General features: G+C 68.8%; 22 protein-coding genes. 11 read left to right on the top strand and 11 right to left on the bottom strand.

Going from position 1 to position 26,453, the window contains the following annotated elements:
• Positions 1 to 106: 106 nt before the first annotated feature.
• Positions 107 to 748 (bottom strand): HAD family hydrolase, encoded by a 642-nt coding sequence (locus ACM6LR_RS07680; RefSeq protein ID WP_414943455.1) that lies wholly within the window; start codon positions 746 to 748, stop codon positions 107 to 109.
• A 358-nt stretch (positions 749 to 1,106) separates the two neighbouring features.
• Between ACM6LR_RS07680 and ACM6LR_RS07675 the strand changes: the two genes are divergently transcribed.
• The 7 genes from ACM6LR_RS07675 (at position 1,107) to ACM6LR_RS07645 (ending at position 11,534) form a co-directional block, all read left to right on the top strand.
• Entirely contained in the window at positions 1,107 to 2,324 is a 1,218-nt protein-coding gene (locus ACM6LR_RS07675; RefSeq protein ID WP_414936653.1) for an MFS transporter, read from the top strand.
• A 96-nt stretch (positions 2,325 to 2,420) separates the two neighbouring features.
• The gene (locus ACM6LR_RS07670; protein WP_414936654.1) at positions 2,421 to 4,469 is read left to right on the top strand and encodes a PhoX family protein; all 2,049 of its coding nucleotides are present in this window, start codon (positions 2,421 to 2,423) and stop codon (positions 4,467 to 4,469) included.
• A gap of 179 nt (positions 4,470 to 4,648) precedes the next feature.
• Entirely contained in the window at positions 4,649 to 6,748 is a 2,100-nt protein-coding gene (locus ACM6LR_RS07665) for a PhoX family protein (protein WP_414943454.1), read from the top strand.
• A gap of 133 nt (positions 6,749 to 6,881) precedes the next feature.
• Positions 6,882 to 8,405: an SdrD B-like domain-containing protein gene (locus ACM6LR_RS07660; protein WP_414943453.1), complete on the top strand. Its 1,524-nt coding sequence runs from the start codon at positions 6,882 to 6,884 to the stop codon at positions 8,403 to 8,405.
• 32 nt (positions 8,406 to 8,437) lie between these two features.
• Positions 8,438 to 9,055, top strand: a complete 618-nt coding sequence (locus ACM6LR_RS07655; protein ID WP_414943452.1) for a class I SAM-dependent DNA methyltransferase — start codon at positions 8,438 to 8,440, stop codon at positions 9,053 to 9,055.
• Between the two features lie 53 nt (positions 9,056 to 9,108).
• A complete protein-coding gene (locus ACM6LR_RS07650) occupies positions 9,109 to 10,833 on the top strand; it encodes a hypothetical protein (RefSeq protein WP_414943451.1) in 1,725 nt (574 codons plus the stop codon).
• A gap of 14 nt (positions 10,834 to 10,847) precedes the next feature.
• Positions 10,848 to 11,534, top strand: coding sequence for an SDR family oxidoreductase (locus tag ACM6LR_RS07645; protein ID WP_414936659.1), 687 nt, complete (start codon positions 10,848 to 10,850; stop codon positions 11,532 to 11,534).
• A gap of 467 nt (positions 11,535 to 12,001) precedes the next feature.
• Here ACM6LR_RS07645 and ACM6LR_RS07640 read toward each other — a convergent pair whose 3' ends face one another.
• The 3 genes from ACM6LR_RS07640 to ACM6LR_RS07630 are packed head-to-tail and all read right to left on the bottom strand — an operon-like array spanning position 12,002 to position 15,749.
• Positions 12,002 to 13,309: an amidohydrolase family protein gene (locus tag ACM6LR_RS07640; protein WP_414936660.1), complete on the bottom strand. Its 1,308-nt coding sequence runs from the start codon at positions 13,307 to 13,309 to the stop codon at positions 12,002 to 12,004.
• A gap of 14 nt (positions 13,310 to 13,323) precedes the next feature.
• Entirely contained in the window at positions 13,324 to 13,974 is a 651-nt protein-coding gene (locus ACM6LR_RS07635; RefSeq protein WP_414936661.1) for a response regulator, read from the bottom strand.
• A complete protein-coding gene (locus tag ACM6LR_RS07630; protein WP_414943450.1) occupies positions 13,971 to 15,749 on the bottom strand; it encodes a sensor histidine kinase in 1,779 nt (592 codons plus the stop codon). The genes ACM6LR_RS07635 and ACM6LR_RS07630 overlap by 4 nt, the downstream gene beginning before the upstream one ends.
• Positions 15,750 to 15,993: 244 nt before the next feature.
• On the opposite strand from ACM6LR_RS07630, the gene ACM6LR_RS07625 reads away from it, so the two are divergent.
• Positions 15,994 to 16,716 carry an ABC transporter ATP-binding protein gene (locus ACM6LR_RS07625; protein WP_414936663.1) on the top strand — a complete coding sequence of 241 codons (723 nt, stop codon included), beginning with the start codon at positions 15,994 to 15,996 and terminating at the stop codon, positions 16,714 to 16,716.
• Complete coding sequence (locus ACM6LR_RS07620; protein WP_414936664.1) at positions 16,716 to 18,962, top strand: FtsX-like permease family protein; 2,247 nt, start codon at positions 16,716 to 16,718, stop codon at positions 18,960 to 18,962. The genes ACM6LR_RS07625 and ACM6LR_RS07620 overlap by 1 nt, the downstream gene beginning before the upstream one ends.
• Positions 18,963 to 19,175: 213 nt before the next feature.
• On the opposite strand, the gene trmB is transcribed toward ACM6LR_RS07620, so the two are convergent.
• The 6 genes from trmB to ACM6LR_RS07590 all read right to left on the bottom strand — a co-directional run bounded on the left by trmB (position 19,176) and on the right by ACM6LR_RS07590 (position 24,260).
• Positions 19,176 to 19,859, bottom strand: a complete 684-nt coding sequence (trmB, locus tag ACM6LR_RS07615; protein ID WP_414937106.1) for a tRNA (guanosine(46)-N7)-methyltransferase TrmB — start codon at positions 19,857 to 19,859, stop codon at positions 19,176 to 19,178.
• A gap of 135 nt (positions 19,860 to 19,994) precedes the next feature.
• Positions 19,995 to 20,546, bottom strand: coding sequence for a hypothetical protein (locus ACM6LR_RS07610; protein ID WP_414937107.1), 552 nt, complete (start codon positions 20,544 to 20,546; stop codon positions 19,995 to 19,997).
• Positions 20,547 to 20,707: 161 nt separating this feature from the next.
• Entirely contained in the window at positions 20,708 to 21,460 is a 753-nt protein-coding gene (locus ACM6LR_RS07605; RefSeq protein WP_414943449.1) for a hypothetical protein, read from the bottom strand.
• Positions 21,457 to 22,377: an ABC transporter ATP-binding protein gene (locus ACM6LR_RS07600; RefSeq protein ID WP_414936666.1), complete on the bottom strand. Its 921-nt coding sequence runs from the start codon at positions 22,375 to 22,377 to the stop codon at positions 21,457 to 21,459. The genes ACM6LR_RS07605 and ACM6LR_RS07600 overlap by 4 nt, the downstream gene beginning before the upstream one ends.
• A 173-nt stretch (positions 22,378 to 22,550) precedes the next feature.
• On the bottom strand, positions 22,551 to 23,282 hold the full coding sequence (locus ACM6LR_RS07595) for an ABC transporter permease (RefSeq protein WP_414936667.1): 732 nt from the start codon (positions 23,280 to 23,282) through the stop codon (positions 22,551 to 22,553).
• A 39-nt stretch (positions 23,283 to 23,321) separates the two neighbouring features.
• Positions 23,322 to 24,260 carry an ABC transporter ATP-binding protein gene (locus ACM6LR_RS07590; RefSeq protein WP_414936668.1) on the bottom strand — a complete coding sequence of 313 codons (939 nt, stop codon included), beginning with the start codon at positions 24,258 to 24,260 and terminating at the stop codon, positions 23,322 to 23,324.
• A 190-nt stretch (positions 24,261 to 24,450) separates the two neighbouring features.
• Here ACM6LR_RS07590 and ACM6LR_RS07585 point away from each other — a divergent pair, with 190 nt between their 5' ends.
• Together ACM6LR_RS07585 and ACM6LR_RS07580 are read left to right on the top strand one after the other, a co-directional pair.
• Positions 24,451 to 25,029 (top strand): TetR/AcrR family transcriptional regulator, encoded by a 579-nt coding sequence (locus ACM6LR_RS07585; RefSeq protein ID WP_414936669.1) that lies wholly within the window; start codon positions 24,451 to 24,453, stop codon positions 25,027 to 25,029.
• Positions 25,030 to 25,941 carry an SDR family NAD(P)-dependent oxidoreductase gene (locus ACM6LR_RS07580; protein ID WP_414936670.1) on the top strand — a complete coding sequence of 304 codons (912 nt, stop codon included), beginning with the start codon at positions 25,030 to 25,032 and terminating at the stop codon, positions 25,939 to 25,941. It begins immediately after the preceding gene.
• Positions 25,942 to 25,961: 20 nt separating this feature from the next.
• Here ACM6LR_RS07580 and ACM6LR_RS07575 read toward each other — a convergent pair whose 3' ends face one another.
• Positions 25,962 to 26,375: a VOC family protein gene (locus ACM6LR_RS07575; RefSeq protein WP_414936671.1), complete on the bottom strand. Its 414-nt coding sequence runs from the start codon at positions 26,373 to 26,375 to the stop codon at positions 25,962 to 25,964.
• Positions 26,376 to 26,453: the final 78 nt, after the last annotated feature.

Below are 26,453 nucleotides of genomic sequence, written 5' to 3'. Positions count from 1 at the left end.
GACTTTCATCGCAAATTTTGCGATGAAAGTCCCGTTCATCGCGTCTGGCGGCATCCGCGAGCCGAGCGGGAGACCGTCAGAGGGAGGCCCGGCCCAAAAGCCCGCTTCAGCCCAGCGGTGCCTGAAGCGCCTCCGGCAGGTCCGTGATCCTCTCGAGCACCGTCGTCCGCGCCAGCACCGAGGGATCCGGCGGGAAGTGCGGATTCGGCACCGCGTACACCGTCATCCCCGCGGCCAGTGCCGCGCGAAGCCCGTTCGTCGTGTCCTCCACGGCCGCACAGTTCTTCGGCTCCGCGCCCAGCAGCTCGGCCGCCCGCAAGTACACGTCTGGCGCCGGCTTCCCAGCGCCGACCTGCTCCGAGGACACCGCCGTCGGCACCGGTAGCCGCGTGATGTCCAGGAACGCCTTGATCAGCAGCGGCGGCGACGAACTCGCGATCGCCACCGGCCAGTGTTTCGCGACCTCGCGCACGACGTCCGGTCCGCCCGGGATGATGGGCGGCTTCTCCGCGTACCGCCGCGCCATCCGCTCGATCACCACCTGCGCGACGTCCGCCGGGCGGAGCTGAACGCCCAGGTCGTGCGCCAGGTAGGCGGCCCACTCCGGGGTGCTCATCCCCTGCATCGCCCTGGTCGATTCGTCACGCCAGGTGCCGTGGAACTCGTGGGCGACCGCCCGCCGGACCTCGTCCCACATCTTTTCCGAATCCACCAGGACACCGTCGAGATCGAAGATCACCGCTTCCACACCCCCAACCCTAGGCCGAGGCGACCTGTGCGGCAGATTACTTAGCCATGCTCAGTAATTTTAGTTAGCATGACTAAGTGACCCCGAGAGTCGCCGACCTCGTCCACCGGCTCCGCCCGCCGTACTACCTCGTACGCCGGAGGACCCCGCAGGTGCGGCTCAGCCTCACCCAGGGTTCGGAGCTGCTGAACGGCTCGGCCTGCTCAGCCGCCGTCCGGGCCGTGCTCGTCGAGGTCACCGAGGTGGGGCAGCGCTTCCATCGCCGGCTGATCGTCGCCCATCGAAGCCGCGCTCCCCGCTCTGACGAAAGTCGCTGCGGCACGAATCCAGGAAGACAAGAAGGAGGAACTGATCCGCGATGAGCGCTGAGTCTCACTCGAGCCTGTTGGACGCCCTCAAAGGACAGCCCAAACAGGTATGGATCACCGCGTTCGCCGCGGTCATCGCGTTCATGGGGATCGGGCTGGTCGACCCGATCCTGCTGTCGATCGCCGAGGGCCTGCACGCGACGCCGTCCGAGGTGACGCTGCTGTTCTCCAGCTATCTCGGCGTCCAGGCGATCGCCATGCTGGTGACCGGCGCGATGAGTGCCCGGTTCGGGGCCAAGCGGACCGTGGTCGTCGGGCTGACGCTGGTCGTCGTCGCCACCGCGCTGTGTGCCGCGTCCGGGTCGATCGAGCAGCTCATCGGGCTGCGCGCGCTCTGGGGTCTCGGCAACGCCTTCTTCATCGCGACCGCGCTTTCGGTCATCGTCGGCGCCGCGACCGGCGGCCAGTCGGGCGCGATCCTGCTCTACGAAGCCGCGCTCGGTGTCGGCCTCGCGGTCGGCCCGCTGCTGGGCGCGCTGCTCGGCAGCATCTCGTGGCGTGGCCCGTTCATCGGCACTTCGCTGCTGATGCTGTGCGGTCTCGTGCTTTGCTCGATCTTTCTGACCAGTGACGCCAAGGCGCGGCGGCCGAAGGTCCGCCTGCTCGATCCGTTCCGCGCGCTGAAGCACGGCGGGCTCCTGCGTACCTCGATCGGTTCCGCGCTCTACACCGCCGCGTTCTTCGTGGTGCTGGCCTGGTCGCCGTTCGTGCTGGAGTGGAGCGCCGTCGCCGTCGGCCTGATCTTCTGCGGCTGGGGCCTTTCGGTCGCCGTCGCGGGAGTGGTGCTGGCGCCGAAACTCGCCGCGAAGCTCGGTGAACGGCACGCGACCGTGGTCGCCGTCTTCGGGTACGGCGTACTGCTGCTGATCATGGCGATCCCGAGCAAGCCGGTGCTGGTCGTCGGCATCATCCTGTCGGGGCTGGTCTCCGGCCTGCTGAACACGCTCTTCACCGGGACGGCCATGTCGATCAGCGACGCCCCGCGTCCGGTCGCGAGCGCCGGGTACAACTTCTGCCGCTGGCTCGGCGGCGCGGTCGCCGCGACCGTCGTCGGTCACCTTGCCGAGTGGTTCGGCGCCAAGCAGGCGCCGTTCGTGATCGCCGCGATCCTGTGCGTCCTCGCCGGAGCGCTGCTGACGATCCGCGAAAAGTCCGCGGACCCGCACACGATTCCGGCCGAAGCGGTCCTCGTCGGCGAAGAGATGTAGTCCGTACAAAAGGTGAACGCCGGACCAACGGGGGGTTTCCTCCCGCTGGTCCGGTGTCTAGCGTCGACCTCCCGAACTGCCTGACCGGAGGTCCGCGTGAAGTTCCTTCCGTTGCTGGCCGGCCACTCACCAAGCCGGGCGTCAGTGACCTGTACCTACCGCTGTGGCGACGCGTGCTTCCACGACGCGCCGAACACCTCGGACAACCCCACCTTCGCCGACGTGCTCGGCGCGGTGAGCCGCCGTGGCGCGCTGAAGGCGAGCGCCGTCGTCGCGCTGGTCGCCGGTGCGCCACTCGCGCTCACCGCGCCCGCCACCGCCGCGCCGGCGGGGAACAGCAGGCCCAAACCTTCACCCGGCACCGACTACAAGCGGGTCCAGCCCAACACGCTCGACGCCGTCGTGGTGCCCGAGGGCTATCAACAGGGCATTGTCATCCGCTGGGGTGACGCGGTGCTGCCCGGTGCGCCGGAGTTCGACTTCGACAACCAGACCGCCGCGGCGCAGGCGAAGCAGTTCGGCTACAACTGCGACTTCGCCGCGCTGCTTCCCCTGGACCATTCCGGGCTTTCCTCGCTGCTGGTGACGAACCACGAGTACACGTCGGAAGAGTTCATGTTCCGCGGGTACGACCGGAACAACCCGACCGTGGAACAGGTCGAGATCGCCTGGGCCGCCCATGGCCTGACCGTCGTCCAGGTCACGCGTGGGCGGGACACCGGGCACCTGCGGCCGAAGATGTCCCGCTACAACCGGCGGATCACACTGCACACCCCGTTCAAGGTGACCGGCCCGGCGGCGGGCAGCGATCTGCTCAAGACCGCCGCCGATCCCACCGGAACGGTCGTGCTGGGCACGATGAACAACTGCGCCGGTGGTGTCACGCCGTGGGGCACGATCCTGTCCGGCGAGGAGAACATCAACCAGTACTTCGGGAACGCGGACACGGTGACCGATCCCGTGGCGCGCAAGCGTTACGCGCGCTACGGCATCAACGGCACCGCGACCACCAGGAAGTGGGAGCGGTTCGACGCGCGCTGGGACATCGCCAGGGAACGGAACGAGGCCCACCGGTTCGGCTGGGTGATCGAACTGGATCCGAACGATCCGGACAGCACCCCGGTCAAGCACACGCATCTGGGCCGGTTCAAGCACGAGACGGCGAACATCCGCGTCGCCAAGGACGGCCGCGTGGTCGCCTACTCCGGTGACGACGAGCGTTTCGAGTACATCTACAAGTTCATCTCGAAGGGCCGGATGAAGCCGGGTGACAGCGGCCATGCCCGGCGGCACAACATGACCCTGCTCGACGACGGCACACTGTACGTCGGCCGGTTCACCGGCGACAGCCCCGCCGCCGAGATCGACGGCACCGGGAAACTGCCCGGTGACGGCGAATTCGACGGCAGCGGCGAGTGGATCCCGCTGGCGTCGGGCAGGAAGTCCTTTGTGGACGGAATGACCGCTGAAGAGGTGTACGTGTTCACCCGTGAGGCGGCCGACCGGGTGGGTGCCACCAAGATGGACCGCCCGGAGGACATCCAGGCGCATCCGCGTACCGGCCGGATCTACTGCGCGCTGAGCAACAACGTCGACCGCGGCAAGCCGGGCAAAGAGGGCGCCACCGAGCCCAATCCGCGGCTGAACAACAAACACGGTCAGGTGCTGGAGTTCGAAGAGCGGCGCGGGGACGCGCTCGCGCTGACGTTCAGCTGGCGGCTGTTCCTGGTGTGCGGCGACCCGGCCTCGCCGGACACCTACTTCGCCGGGTTCCCCAAGGACCAGGTCTCGCCGATCTCCAGCCCGGACAACGTGGCCTTCGACAAGCACGGCAACCTCTGGATCTCCACCGACTCGGCGGGCGCGCTGGGCATCAACGACGGCCTGTACTCGGTGCCGCTGGAGGGCCGCAACCGCGGGGAGCTGAAGCTGTTCCTCACCGTGCCTCGCGGCGCGGAGACCTGTGGCCCGATCGTCGAGGAGAAGATCGTCACGGTCTGTGTCCAGCATCCGGGTGAAGTGGACGGGGCGAATGCCGACAGACCGGCCTCCCATTGGCCGGACGGCGGCGAAAACCAGCCCCGGCCGTCGGTGGTGGCGGTGTGGAAACCCGGCAGGCGCGGCCTGGCCGACATCGGTTCTTAGTCGGTCAGCAACGTCCTAGCAGTACTTTCCGTCGATGGCGCGCGGTCGGTCCCGGCAGCGCGCCATCGCTCGTTCGCGCGCTGTTCATCTGTCGTCCAGGACTGGATCGTTTTGGTCGCTTAACGTCACGTCGTTCCCCCGACTGGACTATGTGAACCCACCGCGAACATGGAGGCCCTGTGTCCTTCGAGCCTCAGCGGCTCCTGCCGTTGATCACCTCCCATCCCGGCGGCCGCTCCGCGGTCACCTGTGAGTACCGCTGCGGCAACGCGTGTGCCCACCCCGAGCCCAACACCTCGGACAACGAGTACTTCGGCGACGTCGTCAAGAACGTGCTGTCCCGGCGCGGCGCGCTGAAGGCCAGTGCGGTGATGGCCGCCGCCGCGGGTGGCTTCGCCGCACTGTCCGGCACGGCCGCGGCCGCCGAACCGGCCGACGTCGCCGCCGCGGGCCACGGCAAGCCGGGCCGCCCCGGTCGTCCGGTGCCCGGCACCGACTTCGACGCGGTGCCGCCGAACACGCTCGACGCGGTCACCATCCCCGAGGGTTACGACCAGCGCGTCGTCATCCGCTGGGGCGACGCCGTCGAATTCGGCGCGCCGAAGTTCGACTTCGCGAAGCAGACCGCGGCCGCGCAGGCGAAGCAGTTCGGCTACAACTGCGACTTCGTCGGCCTGATCCCGCAGGACCCGCTGGGCATCCGGAACCTGCTGGTGGTGAACCACGAGTACACCACCGAGGTCCACATGTTCCCGGCCGACCAGTACGACCCGGCCAACCCGACCGAGGAACAGGTCAAGATCGCCTGGGCGGCACACGGCCTCTCGGTCGTCCAGACTTTCCGCGACCCGATCGGTGGCGCCCTGCGCGCGGTGCCGAGCCCGTTCAACCGCCGCATCACGCTGAACACCGCCTTCGAGGTGCGTGGCCCGGCCGCCGGTTCGAAGTACCTCAAGACCGCCGCGGACCCGACCGGCCGCAAGGTCTCCGGCACGCAGAACAACTGCGCCGGCGGCGTGACCCCTTGGGGCACGGTGCTTTCCGGTGAAGAGAACGTCAACCAGTACTTCGCGAACGCGGCGAGCGTCACCGACCCGGTCGCGGCCGCGCGGCTGAAGCGCTACGGCTTCTCCGGCACCGCGAGTACCCGTAAGTGGGAGCGGTTCGACAAACGCTGGGACCTCGCGCAGGAGCCGAACGAGGCCAACCGGTTCGGCTGGGTCGTCGAGATCGACCCGAACGACCCGAACTCGACGCCGATCAAACACACCGCGCTCGGCCGCTTCAAGCACGAGGCCGCGAACATCAAGATCACCAAGGACGGCCGCGTCGCCGTCTACTCCGGTGACGACGAGCGCTTCGAGTACATCTACAAGTTCGTCTCCAAGGGCAAGTACAAGCCGGGCAAGAGCGCGCACGCGCGGCGGCACAACTCCGCCCTGCTCGACGACGGCACCCTGTACGTCGGCCGCTTCACCGGCGACAGCCCCGGCGAGATCGACGGCACCGGAAAACTCCCCAAGGACGGCGAGTTCGACGGCGTCGGCGAGTGGATCCCGCTCGCCTCGGGCAACAAGTCCTTTGTGGACGGTTTCACCGCCGAAGAGGTCTACGTCTTCACGCGCCAGGCGGCGGACAAGGTCCAGCCGACCAAAATGGACCGCCCGGAGGACATCGAGCCGAACCCGGTCAACGGCCGGATCTACGCGGCGCTGACCAACAACAGCCAGCGTGGCCCCGCGGGCAAGGCGGACGTCGACGAGGCGAACCCGCGGCCGAACAACCGCAACGGGCACATCCTGGAGTGGGACGAGAACGGCGGGGACGCCGCGTCGACGAAGTTCTCCTGGCGCCTGCTGCTCGTCTGCGGTGACCCGAAGACCGCGGACACCTACTTCGGTGGCTTCCCGAAGGAGCAGGTCAGCCCGATCTCGTGCCCGGACAACGTCGCGTTCGACCGGCACGGGAACCTGTGGATCTCCACCGACGGCAACGCGCTCGGTTCGCACGACGGCCTGTTCTCGGTGCCGGTCGACGGTCCGGAGCGCGGGCACGTCAAGCAGTTCCTGTCGGTGCCGGTCGGCGCGGAGTGCTGCGGTCCGGTGGTGACCGACCACCTGGTGCTCGTCGCCGTACAGCACCCCGGTGAGGACGCGGCCAACTCCGGCAGCCCGACCTCGCACTGGCCGGACGGTGGCACGGCGCAGCCGCGGCCGTCGATCGTGTCGGTGTGGAAGAAGGGCCGCTGGGGCCAGGTCGGCCGCATCGGCGTCAAGTAGGGGTGGCGGGGTGCCGCCGCCGTGGGAAGACGGCGGCGGCACCGGCGATCACTCTCGGTTCTGCCTGATCGGGGCGATCGTCGACACGGTTCAGCGATTACGGAACCGGGACCGGGTAACTAGCTTCAGCCCTGTGAAAAGGGCACTGGTCTTGATGACGGCAGGGACGCTGGCACTGGTTTCGGGCATCGTTCCCGCTCAGGCACAGTCACCCGCCGTGCCGTCCGGCTGCACCGGTGGCGTCGCGCCGAATCCGAGCGTGGAGCAGGGCAGCCCACCGGCCGGGCACTCGTTCAACCCTGCCGCCCCGGTGCCGCCGAGTATGCCGAAGAGCAAACAGCCCCGGCTGTCCACCGCCGTCGGCTACCAGCAGGACGGCGGCGAGTACGCCCTCGCGACGCCGGACAAGATGGCCGGCACCGCTTACGCGGCGATGAAGTTCGTGCGCTTCTACAACGCGTCGGACAAGGTCGTACTGGAGAACAAGTTCAAGGCCACCGACGGGACACTGGCACGCCAAGTCTTCCCGCCGTCGACCGCTCCGGCGTCGGCGACCTCGGTGAAGTTCTTCGCCGCCCCCGACCGCGACTGGGTCAGGTGGGACTGCGTCCACCTGCAGGTCGCCTCGTTCGCGGCGAAGGCGGAGGTGCGGGATCCGGCGAGTGGTGCCTGGGGAACCACGGCCACCCTCGAGGCGGGCACCACCGCGAACTACCGGTTCACGGTGACCAACGACGGCACCACGACGCTGGCCGGCATCAAGGTCGACGACCCGTATTGCGACGTGAAGCCCGCGCCGATCGCGAGTCTCGACGGCGGCAAGTCCACGACCGTCACCTGCGACCACAAGAACATCACCGAAGCCGACAACGGCCATGTCAGCACCGTGACCGTCTCCAGTGGCACGTTGCCGAAGAAGATCGCGACCACGACCATCAAGGTCACTCCGCCGCCCGCGATCGACGAGATCGGCGAGTTCGTCTGGAACGACGTCGACCGGAACGGCCTGCAGGACGCCGCGGAGCCCGGTGTCCCGGGCGCGAAGGTGACTTTGAAGGACGCCTCGGGCAAGGCGCTGGGCACCGTCACCACCGACGCCGGCGGCAAGTACCGCTTCGCGAAACTGAAGGACGGCATCTACCAGATCTGCTTCGACATCAGCGCGCTTCCTGCCTACGGCTATACGTCGAAAGACGCGGGTGACGACGCGAGGGACTCCGACGCCGATCCGGCGACCGGCTGCACCGCGACCACCACGGTCGGCCCTCGGAAACGCCAGGACCTGACGCTCGCCGCGGGCCTCGTCGAGCCCACGGGCGAACTGGGCGACTTCGTCTGGCTGGACAAGGACAAGGACGGCCTGCAGACCCGGGACGAGATCGGCGTCCCGGACGTGAAGGTGACTTTGCGGGACGCGGACGGCAAGGAGGTCGGCTCTACTTTGAGCGGGCCGGACGGCCGGTACGCCTTCGAGGGCTTGCGCAGGGGCCCGTACCAGGTCTGCTTCGACGTCGGCACCCGGCAACTGACCCGGTCCGGCGCCGCGCGGTACAACGGCACGGACTCGGCGGCGGACCCCGCGACCGGGTGCACATCGGTGGCCACGCTGGGGGCGCCGGAGGATCTGAGCAGGGACGCCGGGCTGATCGAGCCCTGAATTGTCGGTGGGTGCCGCTAGCGTCGCCCACCGTGACCACTCACCTGGATGCCACCCGCGAGTCCTACGACACCGTCGCCGAGGACTACGCGGTCTTGGTCGAACCGCTCTTCCGGCAGGATCCCGTCGGCCGCGCGATGCTGGCCGCGTTCGCCGAACAGGTACGCGGTCCGGTCGCCGACGTCGGTTGCGGGCCGGGGCACGTCACCGCGCATTTGGCCTCGCTCGGAGTGTCCGTGTCGGGTGTCGACTTGTCGCCGAAAATGATTGATGTCGCCCGACGTCAGTACCCTGACCTGCGATTTTCCGTCGGCTCGATGACCGCGCTCGACTTCCCGGACGGTGAACTGGGCGGTCTCGTCGCCTGGTGGTCGATCTTCCACCTTCCCCCGGCCGAACTCCCGGCCCTGTTCACGGAATTCCGCCGCGTGCTCGTTCCCGGCGGGCAGCTGCTGGTCGGCTTCCACGTCGGCGACGAGCGCCTCAGCCCGGAGAGGGCGTACGGCCACCCGGTCTCCTACGACGCCTACTTCCTGCGACCGGGCGCGGTCGCCGATCTGCTCGGCGAGGCGGGATTCGAGGTCACCGCACGGCTGGCCATGGAAGGGAGGAAACGACCGCAATCGTGCTTACTCGCCAAGACGGTTTGACTCGCGGGCCGCGGACCTGATCTCCTGCCAACGCAACCGAGTCGGGCGGGATCATGGCGCAAACGAGTACGACCACGGGCGAAAACACGCCAGCTTGGCCTTCGCGCTCCTGGTTCCCGCGGCCCTCGACCTGGACTTGGTTCGGGTTCGGCCTGGTGCTGGTGGTCTACGCCGACCTCGCCTGGCGCCGTCGCTGGATGAGCGACGACGGGCTGATCGTGCTGCGGACGGTCCGCCAGATCCTCGCGGGCAACGGTCCGGTGTTCAACATCGGCGAGCGGGTCGAGACCAACACCAGTCCCTTGTGGACCGTGGTACTGAGTGTTCTCGGTTTGCTACCGGGAGTGCCGCTGGAGTGGATCTCCGTGGTGACCGGGCTGGTCTTCTCGGTCGCCGGGCTGTTCTTCGGCCTGGACGGCGCCCGGCGGCTCTACCAGCCGCTGGCGTTCCACGGCCTCGCGCCCGCCGGGGCACTGGTGGTCTGCGCGCTGCCGCCGTTCCGCGACTTCGCGACGTCCGGGCTGGAGACCGGCTTGATCACCCTGTGGCTGGGCGGGACCTGGTGGCTGCTCGTCCGCTGCGTGTCCACAGTGGACGGACCGCGTACCTGGCCGGTCGCGCTGGCCGCCGGGCTGGGACCGTTGGTGCGGCCTGATCTCGCGCTTTTCAGCGGCGTCGCGTTAGTGGCGTTGCTCGTGCTTTCACGGCCAGGACTTCGCGGCGCGCTGGGCCTGGTGGCCGTGGCGGCGGTGCTCCCGTTGGCGTATCAGGTGTTCCGGATGGGCTACTACGGCCTGCTGATGCCGAACGCCGCGTTGGTCAAGGAGGCGTCGGAGGCGAACTGGGCTCGAGGCTGGGCGTATCTGGTCGATCTCGTCCAGCCGTACTGGCTGTGGCTCCCGTTGTCGGTGCTCGCCGTCGCGGTCGCCACCGTTTTGTCCGCTGTGGACAAGACTTTCGCGGTGCTCACCGCGGTCCCGGTCCTCGGCGCGGTGCTGCTTTCGCTGTACGTGATCCGGGTGGGCGGGGATTTCATGCACGGGCGCATGCTGCTGCCCGCCTTGTTCTGCCTGCTGCTTCCCGTACTGGCCCTGCCGCTGACCAGAGTGACCGCGGTTCTCCTCCTGGTCGTCGGCATTTGGGCGATCGTGGCCGCCGGATCGTTGCGGCCGCCGTACTCCGCCGCGCCGCGTGCCGTCGGCATCACCGACGAGCGGGCGTTCTGGTCGCGGTCGACCGGGCACGAACATCCGGTCCTGGCCGATGACTACGCCGACTACCCGTCGATGCCGGCGACGCTGGACGCCATCCGCGCCGTGAAGGGCCCGGCGGTGCTGATCCAGGACTACTCGACCAGACGCTGGTACGCGTACCCGACAGATCGGCCTTACGTGACCGTCGCCGCGGACAGCATGGGTGCCCTCGGCCTGCTGATCCCGCTCGAAACGCGGTTGCGTGACGGCTACGGTCTCGCCAATCCGTTCGCCGCGCATTCGACGTCACTCCCCAACGGCCGGACCGGGCACCAGAAGTGGCTGCCGCCGGTCTGGGAGCTGGCGAATTCGGCGCGGCTCCCGATCGCCGAGGGCGGTCCGGTCCGGGCCGCGGACGTCGCCGCCGCGCGGCTGGCGCTCGACTGCCCGGAGATCGTGGCGATCGACGCGTCGGTGCGTGATCCGCTGACGGCCGGACGGTTCGCGGACAACCTCATCGGGTCGTTCACCAGGGGTTCCGTGCGGTTCCCTCGGGTGGCGTCGGTGCCGGTCGCCTGCGGGTGACTAGCGTGGCGGCCATGGCTGATCTTCCCCTCGCTCTCGTCACCGGCGCCACTCGCGGCATCGGCGCGGCGGTCGCCCGCGCGCTCGCCCCCACCCACCGGGTGCTGCTCGGCGGCCGCGACGCCGACGCACTCGGCGAACTCGCCGCCACGCTGCCCGGCGCCCGGGCGTGGCCGGTCGAGCTGACCGACGCCGAAGCACTGGAAGCGGCGACCGCCGAGTTCGGCGAACTGGACGTGCTGGTGCACTCGGCAGGCGTCGCGCGGCTCGGCACGGTCGAAACCGCCACGGACGCCGACTGGCGGGCGAACTTCGAGGTCAATGTCCTCGCGGTCGTCACGCTGACCCGTCAGCTGCTGCCGGCGTTGCGGTCCGCGAAGGGCCATGTCGTCGTGATCAACTCGGGTGCCGGGCACAACGCGCGTCCGGGCTGGGGTCCGTACGCGGCGAGTAAGTTCGCCGTCCGCGCCTTCGCCGACGCGTTGCGGGACGAAGAGACCACCCTGCGGGTGACGTCGATCTACCCCGGCCGTACGGACACCGAAATGCAGCAGACGATCATCGCCGCCGAAGGCCGCTCGTACGAGCCGGAACGCTTCCTGCGCCCCGAATCCGTCGCGGCCGCCGTACTCGCCGCGGTCTCCGCCACCGCCGACGCCCACCCGACGGACGTGACCCTCCGGCCACGAGGCCTGGTCTAGCCAGCGTCTGGCTCGCCTGCCGACGCGCAGTTCCGGCGCCCGCGCCCAATGTGGCATTGGTGGCACTCAGCGTCCCCAATGCCACATTGGAGACGCTGAGCGTCCCAAACTCGGCATTGGCCCGAGCCGCGTGGCTTTCAGGCACGCCTTCCCGAAATGCCAAGCCTCAGCCCAGTTGTCCACAACCCCTCACCATTGTGGACAACCCACCCCGACCAGCGCTTTCCCCCGATTCCCGCCAAGGAGTCCCGATAGACTGGCCTCGGAGCCCGCCCCCCGGGGTCCAATGCCACTTACTCAGGGAGCTGCCCCGGTCGGACGAGCCTCATCGACCATCGCGCATCAAATCCACGGCGCGAACGCTGACGCGCAACTCGCCCGCGAGGACGGCAACTACACCGTCACCCACCCCAGTAGCCCTAAGTAAGTGGCCGCACCCTGGGACGGGAGGGGGCTGCGTAGGTGAGTCAAGAGCGCAGCCGGGCCGAGATTTCGGCGACTTCCGCTTGTACCTTCGCGCGGTCCACCCGCAGGGATTCGCCGTCGCCGACGACCTGTTCGCCGGCGACCCACACGTCGCGAACCCGGCGCGAACCCGCGGCCCACACCAAATTCGAGAGCAGCTGCTCGTCCGGGACGTCGACGCCGGCCGCGAAGGCCGGGTCGTCGAGGTCGACGTGCACCAGGTCCGCCCACCGGCCGGTCTCCAGCGCGCCGATGTCGGTCCGGCCCAGCGCGTCCGCGCCGCCGCGGGTGCCGAGCAGGAACGCGTCGGCGGCGGTCAGCACGGTCGATTCGCCGGTGGCGAGCCGCGCGAACATCGCCGAGAGCTGCAGCTCCTCCCACAGGTCGATGTCGTCGTTCGACGCCGGGCCGTCCGTGCCCAGCCCGACGGCGACGCCTGCCTTTCGCAGCTCCGTCACCCGCGCGATGCCCGAAGCGAGTTTCGCGTTCGAGCCCGGGCAGTGCGCCATCCCGACCCCGCGCGCGGCGAACAGGGCGATGTCCTCGTCGGACAGGTGGACGGCGTGCGCGGCCAGCGTGCGGCCCCGCAGCATTCCGACCTTCTCCAGCAGCGCGGGCACCGAGCCGTGCTCCTCGCGCTGCTTGACGTCTTCGAGCGCCGCCTCCGCCACGTGGATCTGCACCAGCGCGCCGCGTTCGGCCGCCGATTCCGCGGTCGCGCGCAGCGCTTCGGTGTTCAGCATGTACGCCGAGTGCGGCCCGTAGCCGACCTCGATCCGCTCGCCGGGGCCGAACCGGAGACCGTCGGTGTCGATCCAGCTTTCGATGCTCTTCAGCATCGCGCGCCAGTCCATCCCCGGCAGTTCCATGATCGGCGGGCCGAGAATCACGCGGCCGCCGGTGGTGAGCACCGCGTCGGCGAGCTGTTCGCTTTCGAAGTACATCTCCGCGCTGGTCGTGACACCGTGCCGCAGCATCTCGACCGAGCCAAGCAGCATGCCGGTGCGGATGTCGGCGGGCTTCAGCTTCGCCTCGGTCGGCCAGATGATCTCGGTCAGCCACCGCAGCAGCGGCAGGTCGCCGCCCATCCCGCGCAGCAGCGTCATCGGGCTGTGTGCGTGCGCGTTGACCAGCCCTGGCAGGAGAAGACCGCTCAACCGGGTCACGGGAGCGGACGTTTCGGGAGCCCCGGACACGGGACCGACATGGGTGATCCGCCCCGCCTCGTCCACGTCGACCACGGCATCACGCAGCAGCGAACAGGCGGGGTCGGCGGGGAGAACGACAGGAGCGTGGAAACGGCGTTGCATGAAGGGAGCTTAGGTCAGTCGACGACGCCGCTCCGCCACGCCCAGGCCGCGATCTCCACCCGGTTCCGCGCACCCACCTTGCCCTGCACCGACGCCAGATGCGTCTTCACCGTCGACAGCGACAGGAACAGCTCGGCCCCGATCTCGGTGTTCGTCAGTCCCTTCGCGGCCGCCTTGACCACGTCGAGCTCCCGTGCGGTCAGCGGCTCCGAAGGCGGGCTGACGTCGCGTTTCACCGTCCCGCCGTCGAAATGCTTCAGCAGCCGGACGGTGATCTGCGGCGAGACCAGCGCGTCCCCGCGCGCGGCCGCGCGCACCGCCTCGATCAGCAGCGCGGGCCCGGCGTCCTTCAGCAGAAACCCGCTCGCGCCGTTCCGCAGTGCGGTGTGCACGTACTCGTCGAGGTCGAAGGTCGTGACCACCACCACCTTCAGCGGATCGGCGACGTCCGGGCCCGCCAGCTGCTTGGTGACCTCGAGCCCGTCGATCCCTGGCATGCGGATGTCCAGCAGACAGACGTCGGGGCGCAGTTCGCGCGCCTTCGCCACCGCCGAGACGCCGTCTGCCACGTCGGCGACCACCTCGATGTCGTCGTGGCTGTCCAGGATCATCCGGAAGCCGGTTCGCACCATGTCCTGGTCGTCGGCGATCAGTACCCGGATCACTCTTCTCCTTCAAGTGGTAGCCACGCTTCGACGCGCCATCCGCCGCCTGGCGCACGCCCGGCGGAAAGCCGGCCGCTCAGCAGGGCGACACGTTCGCGCATCCCGATCAGACCGTAGCCGCCCGACCCGCCGGCCGGACGGTGCTCCTGCTCGCGTCCGTCATCGGTCACCTGGAGGTGCAACTCCGTCCCGGAAACCTCGGCGATGACCAGCGCCTCCGTCGCGCCGGACGCGTGCTTGCCGACGTTCGTCAGCGACTCCTGCACCAGCCGCAACGCCGATCGCCCGACCTCGTGCGGCACGTTCGGCGGCAGTTCGAGCTTCATCGCCGTCTTCACGCCGTGGTTCGACCGTTCGATCAGCGTCCGCAGGTCGGCGGCGAGATCGGTGGTGGCCTGCTCGCTGAACTCGCTGCTCCCGGCCGGGGCGTCGCCGCGCATACTCCGCACGAGCCGCCGCATCGCCGCGAGCGCCTCCACCCCGGCGTCCTCGATCCGGCCCATCGCCTCGACCGCGATCTGCGGGTTCCGCTCGCCCATCAGCTTCGCCGCCTGTGCCTGCACGACGATCCCGGTGACGTGGTGCGCGACGACGTCGTGCAGTTCGCGCGCGAGCGCCATCCGCTCCGACGTCTGCGCGTCACTGATCGCCGACTGGATGACCTGCGTCCGCTCCGAGTCCCGCGAACGCAGCGCCAGGCCGACCGCCACCGAGATGCCGAGCAGCAGCAGCCCGGCGACCGCGAACCCGGCGATGTCGTCCGGGTCGGTCATGAGCCGGGGCGTCGGCCGGTTGGTGTTGAGAACGCAGGCGCCCGCCACCACCGCGGACAGTCCGGCGATCCGGGTCACGGCTTTGCTCAGCCCGACCGCGCGGACCAGGGTGACGACCAGCCCCATCCCCGCGACTATCTGCGTCCCCGGCACACCGCCGGGGGTCGGGTAGTCGTAGTCGAGCCGGAGGAAGGGCATCACCAGCGCCGAGAGCAGCATGACCGCGGTGAGCCCGACCATCGCGTCGGCCGGTCGACGGGGTGCGGCGATCGCGATGAACGCGGCGATGATCGAACAGGCCAGCACCGGCAGGCCGTGCGCCCTGCTGGCGTAGGTGAAGCTGAATTCCAGGATCAGCGCCAAGGCGAGCATGCCGATGAGCGGCCATTGCCCCAGCACCAGCTTGTTGATCTTCTGCAGCTTCTCGTAGCGTTTCGGATTCGCCGTGCGGTCGCGCCCGGGAATCGCGAAGACCAGCGTGCCGCCCAGCAGGACGCCGCCGAAAAGCATCGCCTGCGCCATGGTGCCGTTCGAGGTGCCGTCGAAGTTGGTGTACCGGCCGGACACCGCGGTCAAGGTGGCCATCACCAGGCCGGCGATCATGGCGGCCGCGACGCCCGGACGCGTCCGGCGGGCGGCGTAGAACAGGATTTCGACTCCCGCCACCACCTCGGTGATGGACAGGTGGGCGAGCACGCTCGAGTAGGTCGGGATGGTGAAATACCGGACGACCAGCGTGTAGGCTACCAGCACGACCGAAGCCGCGACGGCGGCCACCGCTGCCCGGTTCTGTGCCCAGAGCGCGCAGAACACCATCCCGAAGATGCCAGGGAACAGCAGCAGGTCGATACCGCGAGGGCCCGCCTGGTCGAACGCGGCGTCGGTGATGAAGAACAGGTCGAACGCGAGCGCGGCGAGCAGCACGACGGTGGGCATGCCGAGACGGCGCACGAGTGAACTCACGCGTGCGTAGAACTTGTTCTGGGATGGCCCCGCTGTCACACCGTGACGGTAGAGGATCCGCCGCCGTCCGCACCTTGGCCGACCGGCCCGACCCGCATCGGCCGATCGGCCGATGCGGGGGTGATCAGCACTGGCCGTCTGCCCGAAGTGGACAGACAGCGGGTTCGCGAAGCTGATCGCGGCTGAAGTGCCCAAGGTCTTTCGGTCTTTTGAAGTCGCGCCCCCTTTTCGACCGTCAGGTCCCGTGATCGTGATGGCAGGGCGCCCTTGAGTGGGAGGTAACGTGAATTCCGAAGCAGCGCCCTGGCAGCACGATCACGGCAGGCGCGACAACGGCGCGGTACTCGCCGGCCGTGGGCTGGTGAAGCGGTACGGCACGCAGTACGCGCTGGCCGGGATCGACATCGACATCCAGGCCGGTGACGCGGTCGCCATCGTCGGGCCCTCCGGCTCCGGCAAGACCTCCCTGCTGCACGTGCTCGCCGGGATTCTCCGCGCCGACTCCGGGCAGATCTTCCTCGCCGGGCAGCGGGTCGACCAGCTCAACGAGCGCAAACGCAGCGAACTGCGGCGGACCGAGTTCGGCTTCGTGTTCCAGTCCGGGATGCTCGTCGCCGAATTGAGCGCCGAGGAGAACGTCGCGCTGCCGTCGCTGCTGAGTGGCAAGGGCCGCAAGGAATCCATCGAGGCCGGCCGCGAATGGCTGGCGAAGCTCGGCCTCGAGGGCAAGGAGAAGCGCCGCCCCGGCGAGCTCTCCGGCGGTGAGGCGCAGCGTGTCGCGATCGCACGGGCGCTGACGCACCGGCCGAAGGTGATCTTCGCCGACGAGCCGACCGGCGCGCTCGACACCCGAACCGGCCGCGCCACCATGGACGCGCTGCTCGCGGCCGCCGCCGACAGTGGCGCCGCGGTGATCGTGGTGACCCACGACCGCGAACTCGCCGAAGCCATGCCGCGCACGGTCTCCATCCGCGACGGCCTGATCGCGACGAGGTTGGCTGCCTGATGAACAGCTTCCAGCTGGCCCTGCGGGTGCTCCGGGTCGACCGCCGGACCCGCATGTCGGCCATCCTCACCGCGGTCGGGGTCGCCGTCGCGACCAGTCTGGTGCTCCTGCTGGCGTCTCTCCCTGGCGCCACGCAGGCCCGCTCGCAGCGGGCGATCTGGCAGGACATCCACAGCTACTACTCCGAGTCGGGGCAGGCCCAGCGTCCGGCGCCGCTGCTGATGGCGGCGAACAAGGACTACTCGGGTGACCGCGAGATCATCCGCGTCGACATCGCCCAGACCGGCACCTCACCGATGCTCAGCCTGCCGCCGGGCATCCCGAAGCTGCCGGCCCCCGGCGAGTCGATCGTTTCGCCCGAACTCGGAAAACTGATCCAGTCGACGCCGCAGGTCCAGCTCGGGGACCGGTTCGGCAAGCTCGTCGACTCGCTCGGTCCGGATTCGCTGATGTATCCGGAGCAGCTGGTCGCCGTCGTCGGCCACACCCCGGAGTCGATGCCGCAGTCGGCGCAGGCCGCGGACGGCTTCCCCGACAAGCAGGCCAAGCCCGACCCGCTCCTCGAACTACTCGCCTGGGTCGGCGTCATCGTCCTGCTCGTGCCGAGCCTGGTGCTCGTCGCGTCTTCGGCCCGGCTCACCGCCACGCGGCGTGAGCTGCGGATGGCGGCACTGCGGCTGGCAGGCGCGACCCCGGCGCAGGTGACGAAGATCGTCGCCGCCGAGACCGCGTTGTCCGCGGTCGTCGGCGCCCTGCTCGGCATCCTCGTGGCACCGGCACTGCAGGGCCTCTCGACGTTCGTCCCCTGGGGCGGCGGAACCTGGCTCGCGTCGGACTTCAGCCTTTCGCTCGGCTCGACCATCGCGGTCGCCGTGGCGATCCCGCTCCTGGTCGTCCTCGCCGGGGTCCTCGGTATCCGCCGCGTGCTGAAGACGCCGCTGTTCGCGGCTTCGGCGCACGCGCGCAAGCCGTTGCACTGGTGGCGGCTGCTCGCGGTACCCGTGGCCGGTGCCTTCTTCCTCTTCGCGGTCAGCCAGGACAACGCCAGCTTGCCGATGGTGATGTTCGGCCTGTTCCTGCTGGTCGCGTCGGCCGCGATCATCGGGCCGTGGGTCACCTCGGCGGTGGGCGGCACGTTCGTCCGCATCTGGCGCAAACCGGCGTCGCTGCTGGCCGGGCGCAGGCTCCGTGACGACCCGAAGAGCGCTTACCGGGCCACGGCGGGTGTCGTGCTCGCGGTCTTCACCGGTTCGATGGCACTCACGCTGCTGCCCTCGTTCGAGTCGATGGCGGGCGGCGGGCGGACCTTCAAGGACAACGTCCTCTACGCCGAGGCCGATGCGACCCACTCGCAGCAGATCGTGGAGGAAACCAACGCCTCCCTCGCCCGCAACGGGATCGCCGACAAGGCCGTCGCGGTCGGCCAGGTCTACCTGTCCACCGGCGAGGTGGGGACCCGCGACCAGACACTGAACCGGGCCTTCGTGATGACCTGCGAGGACGCCACGAAGCTGCTGCGGGTGAACATCGGCGGCTCCTGCCGGCCTGGCCCCGCGATCTACAGCAGCTCCAAGATCGACCCGGCGTCGTACCGCGTGACGCCGGACTACGACAAGGCCGGTACTCAGCTCGGGAACGTCCCGGCGCACACGTTCCCCCAGTCCGAAGAGGACACGTACGGCACGATCGTCATCGACCCGGCCCTGCTGCCCGCGGACGTCGAACCGGAGCGCCTCGACGTGGTCGTGCCGACGACGCAGGCGAACGGCGAGGTCGTGCGGACCGCGCTGGTCGGGGCGGCACCGGGCCAGGAGATCGGCAGCCGCGGCTTGCGCCTGGTCAGCCAGCAGCAGGAACTCGCCGACCTGCGCCGGGTCACCGTGATCGGCCTGATCGCCGCCGGTGTGCTCGCCGGCTGCAGCGCGGCCGTGGCGACCGCCGGTTCGGTGATGGACCGCCGTCGCACCTTCGGGGCGCTCATCGCGGCCGGGACCCCGGTCCGGGTGCTGGCGAGGGCGCTGCGGATGGAGGCGGCCCTGCCCGCGATGGTGGCCACCATCGGCGCGGGAGTGGTCGGGATCGGAGTCGGCATGGGGCTCTACAGCATGGTCGAAAAGGACCCGGTCGTGCTGAGCCCGTGGCTGCTGGCGCCCGTGGTGCTGGGAATCGGGGTGGCGTTGCTCGGCGCATCCGTCTCGACCCCGGCGCTCAAGCGGGTGCAGTCGGAGCCGCTGGCCGACGAGTAAAAGGTTCGCCCGAATGGCGTCATGCCACTGGGGCGGACGGGTCTCGTGGGTGGAGTCGCTGGTTACACCCACGAGCCGGGTGCTCGGTCGTCCCTCCGTCGGGGGAGGGATGAACGGGCGCCGGGGACGCGCAGGGGGCTTCCCAAGGCGCGGGGTGTGACGAAAGGGCCGGTCAGGACGTGGGGACGTCCTGACCGGCCCTTTCAGTCGTTTTCAGACTCGCTCGAAGATCAGATCGTGCGAGACGCGCCCCTCGACGTCGGCGCGGTTCTCGAACTTGGTGACCGGGCGCCACTCCGGCCGCGGGGCCCAGCCGCCGGGGTCGCCGGCGTGGCGGTTGCGCAGGAGAGGCTCGGCCGAGCAGACCTCCAGCATCTGCTCCGCGTAGTTCTCCCAGTCGGTCGCCATGTGGAAGGTCCCGCCCGGCGCGAGCCGCGAGGCCACCAGCGAGACGAACTCCGGCTGCACGATCCGCCGCTTGTGGTGGCGCTTCTTCGGCCACGGGTCCGGGAAGAACAGCCGGACCCCGGACAGCGAGCCCGGCTCGACGTGCGAAGTCAGCAGCACGACGGCGTCACCGTGCATCAGCCGCAGGTTCGTCACCCCGAGCTTCTCCGCGCGTAGCATCAGCTGGCCCAGCCCGGGGTCGTACACCTCGACCGCGACGTAGTTGAGGTCCGGTGCGGCGGCCGCGAGCTGGGACGTGGTCTCGCCCATACCCGAGCCGATCTCCACCATGACCGGGGCCCGCCTGCCGAACCAGTCGTCGAAATCCACCTCGCCTTCGGGCAGTTCGCCGACCGTGCGGCCGAGCGACGGCCAGAGTTCGTCCCACGCTCGCTGCTGCCCGACGGTCATCCGGCCGCCGCGGTTGACATAGCTGACCACGCTGCGCATCCGTGGCTGGTCCTCGTTTTCCACCCGCTCATTAAACGTGGGTGCTGTGCTCATCGGCGAACCGCATGGCGGTGGCACAGCGGGTTCGTCCGCGGTTGATTTGCGCGGCGCGCCCTTCTGCTCCGCCTGTCGTCCTTACCGGACCGCTTCGAACTCTCCCAGCCGTGCCCGCAGGCCGGCGAATCCGGCGACCGCGATCGGCGGCGGCGTCGTACTGGAATGGGCGGGGAGAACGTCGATCCAGCCGTCGTGGCGGCTGGTGTTCAGCACCGTGGTCGGGATCGAATGCCCGGATGCTCCGCGTTCGGAAGGTATGAACTCCCAGTAGCCGGATTCTCCGTCCGCGGCCCACGGGACGAATTCCCACCCGGGACGTCTGCCGAGCAGGCCCGCGATGCGATCTTCGATGCGGAAACCGAGTTCCCGCGATTCGAGCCTGCCTTCCACGACGGCGCGAAGCCACCACGGCGCGGGGATTTCGCCGTGCATTCCACTCGACGCGCGGTACAGCGCGACAACGAGATCTTCGGGCGCGCGATGCACCCAGGCGCGGCGAATGTCGGATGGCCGGGTCGCGGACGCCACCGTGCGGGGCAGTTCGATCGCCTGTGACCATTCGAGATCGAGCATGGGCTCGAGCCGGGGCGGCATACTTTCCGTGCGGGCTTGCGGGATCGTGCGTTCCACTCCCTGATCGGAATCCACCGTCAAGGATCACCTCCGAGGCTGAGAGCCGAGAAAGTAGGCTCATACCGAGCATTGCCCGATCAGGAACAGTATGTCCGCTTCCTGTGAGAGAAGCCACAGGCTCTTAACGTGGACTTAACTCCTTTGGAGGCGGTAAAAGCTCACGCGTCCCGCCGGTGGGTGATCATCAGTCCGGCCGCATAGACAATCACGCAGATACCAGCGAAATAAGCCAAATAGCCCCAAGCTCCCATCGGCGGTGCGAGTTTCAGCATCGAAACCGTCAGATCCGGGCCCGAGAACTGATTCGCCGCGAAGAACGGCATCCACTGGTAGATGTCGTCGCCGATGTTCGGAATCAGCATGACGAGACCTTCGACCAACTGCGTCCAGACCAACGCGAACCCGAGGGCGAACGCGGGGCTGCGGAACAGCAGGCCGAGTCCGACGCCGAGCAACCCGGTCAGCAGGAAGGTCAGCCCCTGGCCCGCCACCGCGCGCCAGTCGGCGCCGGAGGCCAGCCCCAGGTCGGAGGCCGGTTTGATCAGGTAGGCGACAGCCCATGAGCCGAAGCCCACCAGCAGCCCGATCAGGGCCGAGAACACTCCGACGACGGCGCCCTTCGCCAGCAGGGCGGGCACGCGGGACGGCACCGCCTGGAAGGTGAGTTTCATCGTGCCCCAGTTGAACTCCGTCGCCGCCGCGAGGATGGCGAGGATCAGCACCACGGTGCGGCCGAGCGCACTGGCGATCTGGGTCGAACCGACGCCGGTCTGTCCCTCCAACGGAACGAAACCGAAGAACAACGCGGTGTAGGCGAGCGCGACCACGATCGCGATGGCCGCGCACCACCAGGGCGCGCGCGTGCTCAGCAGCTTGATCCGCTCGGCGCGGAGCATGTTCGCCGCGGTCATCGGGCGACCTCCGGGACCTGGCCGGTGCCGTATTCGACGGCTTCGGCGGTGAGTTGCATGTACGCGTTTTCGAGCGAGCCGGTGAGCGGCTTGAGTTCGTGGAGGGTCGCGCCCGCGGCGAAGGCGAGTTCGCCGATGTCGTCGCTGTCCATTTCGGACACGATGAGCGCGCCGTCCTCCTCGCGGAATTCGGTGCCCTTCTCGGTCAGCGCCGTCCGCAGTTCGGGCAGGTGCGGGCTGCGGACCCGCACGCCGAGGCTCTTCGCGCGGCCGACGAAGTCCTCCATCGTGCCCTGGTAGATCAGCTTCCCCCGGCCGATCACGACGAGGTCTTGCGCGGTCTGCGCCATCTCCGGCAGCAGGTGGCTGGACACGAACACGGAGCGGCCCTCGGCGGCGAGCGCGTGCATCAGCTGCCGGATCCACACGATGCCCTCGGGGTCGAGCCCGTTGACCGGTTCGTCGAACAGCAGCACCCGTGGGTCGCCGAGCAAGGCCGTCGCGATCCCGAGCCGCTGCGACATGCCGAGCGAGAACTGCCCGGCCCGTTTGCGGGCGACCGACTCCAGCCCGACCAGCCGGAGCACCTCGTCGACGCGTTTGTCCGGCAGGCCGTTGGTCGCGGCGACCCACCGCAGGTGCTCGCGGGCCGTGCGGCCGGGATGACGCCAAGTGGCGTCGAGCATCGCGCCGACCGTCCGAAGTGGATCACGGAGTTCCCGGTAGGACTTGCCGTCGATGGTCACCGAGCCCGACGTGGGATTGTCGAGGCCGAGGATCATCCGCATCGTGGTGGACTTGCCTGCCCCGTTCGGCCCGAGGAACCCTGTCACGCGCCCTGTTTCGGCGGTGAAGGAAAGGTCGTCGACGGCGGTTTTTGCGCCGTAGCGTTTCGTGAGTTTGGTGGCTTCGATCATCGGCCCTCCCTCCAGTGGATTACGACATTACCCAACGTGGTGCCTTGCGGCCCGACAGGAAAGGACCGGGCTGCCCCCCGACAGGCGGCCCGGTCCTTGTTCCCCTTTTCTCCCCGTCCGGTCGCACCGCTCCCCCGAGCCTGGCGACCGGCTTTCTCCCCGGTGGAGGTTCCTTACGCGTCGCGCTTGTTCGCGACGACCAGCGAGATGGTCAGCAGCACCAGCGCGAAACCGGCGAAGTAGGCCAGTGCCCCGCCTTGGCTCAACGCCGACTCGGACGCGGCGGGCCCCGCACCGTTGAGGAACCTGTCGGCGACGCGGAACGGCATCCACTCGTAGATGTCCTTGCCGATCTTCGGGATGAGCTGGATCAGGTTCTCCACCGCGAGGGCGTAGATCAGCAGGAGCGAAATGGCGCCGGCGCTGTGCCGGATCAGGACGCCGAGGGCGACCGCGATCACCGAGGCGAGGGCGAACACCACACCCACCCCGGCGACGCTGATCCACTCCGCGGTGGTGTTCAGCGTGAGATCTTCCGGCCGCATGACCGAGGCGAGGCCCCAGGCGCCGAACGCGGCGATCTCGCCGATCACGAACGACAGCATCGCGACGACGCCGGTCTTGGCCAGCAGCGCCGAGGTGCGGTTCGGCACGGCCTGGAAGGTGGTCCGGATGGTGCTGAAGCGGTATTCGGTGGTCACCGAAAGCGCGGCGAGCACCATGATCACGGCCATGCCGAAGCCGTAGCCGAACTGGGTCAGGCTGACGTCGGTGAGTTCACCGGCGGGTGCGGCGCCGGCGACGATGGCGGCGAAACCGATCACGACAGCGAGGGCGGCCAGCGCGCACCACCAGGGCGAGCGTGTGGTGAACAGCTTGATGCGTTCCACAGCGAGCAGAGTCATGGCTTTTCTTTCCTCGGCAGTGTTGAAAAGAGTGAGTGGCTACTGGGCGGCGGCGACCACTTCGGCGGCTTCGGCTTCGAGACCGGTGTGGTACTCGACCGAATCGCCGGTGATCTGCATGAAGGCCTGCTCCAGGGAGCCGGTCTGCGGGCTGAGCTCGTGCAGCACGATCTGGTTGGCCGCGGCGATTTCGCCGATCTTGTCGCTGTCCATACCGGACACGACGAGCGACTTGTCGACGTCGGTGACCTGTGCGCTCGCCCGCGTCAGCGCGGCGCGCAGCGCGGGCAGTTGCGGCGATCGGACCTTGACCGTGTTCTCGGCGGCCCGCGCCACGAAGTCCTCGGTGGAGGACTGGGAGATCAGCTGCCCCTTGCCGATCACGACCAGGTGGCTCGCGGTGAGCGCCATCTCCGAAAGCAGGTGCGAGGAAACCAGCACCGTGCGGCCTTCGTCGGCCAGCCGGTGCATGAACTTCCGGATCCAGAGGATGCCCTCGGGGTCGAGGCCGTTGACCGGCTCGTCGAAGAGGAGGACCTCCGGGTCGCCAAGCAGGGCCGCCGCGATCCCCAGTCGCTGCGACATGCCGAGGGAGAAACCACCGGCGCGTTTTCCGGCGACGCTGGTGAGCCCGACGGTTTCGAGCACCTCGTCGACCCTGGCCGCCGGGATCTTGTTGGACTTCGCCATCCACTGCAGGTGCGCCCGCGCCGACCGGTTGGGGTGCACCCACTTGGCGTCCAGCAGTGCGCCGACCGTCCGCAGCGGGTCCTTCAGCTCGCGGTAGAGCTTGCCCCCGATGCGCACCTCACCCGAGGTCGGGTTGTCGAGGCCGAGGATCATGCGCATGGTCGTCGACTTGCCCGCCCCGTTGGGGCCGAGGAATCCGGTGACCTTCCCTCCCTCGACGGAAAAGGACAGGTTGTTCACCGCCAGTGTCTTGCCGTACCGCTTGGTGAGGCCCACTGCCTCGATCATGTCTGCTCCCCTCGGCGACTGCGAAAGCAATCGTCGTCCATGTGGGTGGCCGAGCGCGTCATCCTGAGGTGCCAACCTGATACCCGACCTGAGTCGTAGCTTGCCGTCTTCCGGCGGCGTACGCGATCGGTGACACCCCTGAGTGTGACCCTGAATCGCCAGGGATATTGAACCATGGTTCAATAACTGCGTGGCGAGACCTCGCACCATCACCGACGAACGACTGCTGAAGGCGGCGGAAATCGTCATCGGCATGGTCGGCCCGGGTTTCACGCTGGCCCAGGTGGCCGCCGAGGCCGGGGTCGCGGTCGGCACGGTCGCGCAGCGGTTCGGCTCCAAAAACGGCCTTCTGCAGGCGTTGAGCAAGCTGAACACGCGGTCGGTCGTAGGGAGGATGCGGGAATGCGGCGAGCTGGCCGATCCCGTGGAAGGTCTGCGGGCGGCGGTGGTCGTGATCTACGAGGGCATGGGTTCGGCGGAAACCGCGGCGAACCACCTCGGGCAGCTGGGGGTGGACATCGGGGATCCGGAACTCCGTGCCCTGCTCGGCGAGCATTTCACCGCCGTGGAAGCGGAATTGCGACGGCTGGTGCGGGTCGCGGCGCGTGCCCTGCCGGGTGCGCCGGGTGTCGTCCGTGCGGCGCGAGTGCTGCTGGGGGTGGCGAACGGGGCCGCGCTGGACTGGTCGATCCGGCCGAAGGGCCGCTACGTCGACCGCGTGGGGCAAGACATGGACGCGGTGCTGACCGCGTGGAAAGGGGTGTCCTGAGTGGAACAGAAAGTGGCAGTGGTCGCGGGGGCGACCCGAGGATGTGGCCGGGCGATCGCGGTGGAGCTGGGCAGGCTCGGCTGGACGGTGTTCGTCACCGGCCGCACGACGCGGGAGCACCAGTCGCCGATGAAGCGGTCGGAGACGATCGAGGACACGGCGGAACTCGTCGACGCGGCGGGTGGCTGGGGAATCCCGGTCCGGACCGATTTCACCAAGGTGTCCGATGCGGACGCACTGCGGGCGCGGATCGAGTCCGAAGTGGACGGTCGGATCGACCTCCTCGTCGACGACGTCTGGGGCGGTGACCCGTTCGCGGACTTCGAGCGGGCGTACTGGGACTCCAGCCTCGACGACGCGCTCACGCTGGTGCACAACGCGATCGACACGCATCTGATCGCGTTGCACCGGCTTCTCCCGCTGGTCGTGCGGCGGGAGGGTGGTCTCGTCATCGAGGTCACCGACGGGGATCACGACGAGTACGTCGGCGCGGGGATCCCGTATTTCCTCGCGAAGTCCGGCATCCGCGCGATCGGCCGGGCGCTGGGGGCGGAACTGGAGAAGTACGAGTGCGTCGGCATGACCGTGACGCCAGGCTTCCTGCGGTCCGAGTCGATGCTGGACCACTTCGAGGTCACCGAGGAGACCTGGCGGGACGCGGTGGGCAAGACCGCGCCGGTCGACTTCGCCATCTCGGAGACCCCGACGCTGCTCGGGCGGGGCGTCGCGAAACTGGCGACCGATCCGGAGGTCTCGCGGTTCGCGGGCAAGACGCTGGCCTCGTGGACGTTGATGAACGAATACGGCCTGACCGACGTCGACGGCTCACGCCCCGACTTCGGCAAGTGGATGGCCGAAGTCAGGGACGCGGGCAAGGACCCGGAGACGGCGGACCACGCTCTGTACCGCTGAGTCACCGTGCCGGCCGGGAACTACTTCTTCCCGGCCAGCACGTCCAGGTAGTGCTGGTTGAACATGACGCCGAGGACGTTGCCGAACGGGTCGACGACCGCCCCGGTGACGAAGCCCGGCCCGCGCTCGATGATCGGCTCGTACTCTTTCGCGCCCTTCTCGAGCAGTGTCGCGAAGGCGTCCTCGACGTTGTCGACGGCCCAGTTCGCGATCGCTCCGCCAGGACCCGGCTGGGCCGTCGCCGGCCGGTAGTCGCCCCGGACCAGGCCGAACTCGTGCTGGTAGTCGCCGATCCGGAACTCGACGTAAGCGGGCTTCTCGTCGGGACCGTTGCGGACGAAGTACGGCTCGACCCCGAAGAGGTCGGAGTACCACTCGATCGCCGCGGTCATGTCGTCGGCGTAGAACGTGGTGGTGGTGAGTCCTCGCAGCATTTCCGTCTCCTCCGGTAAGTGGCTCTGGAGACAAGGATCCACCGCAAAGTGCTCACCGAATGACCACTTTCCGGCCCG

Origin of the sequence: Amycolatopsis sp. cmx-11-32, from assembly GCF_047608695.1 — a bacterium.
In the GTDB taxonomy this organism is placed as follows: domain Bacteria; phylum Actinomycetota; class Actinomycetes; order Mycobacteriales; family Pseudonocardiaceae; genus Amycolatopsis.
The sequence above is the reverse complement of the archived record's forward strand: the minus strand, read 5'-3'. Positions and strand labels throughout refer to the sequence as shown.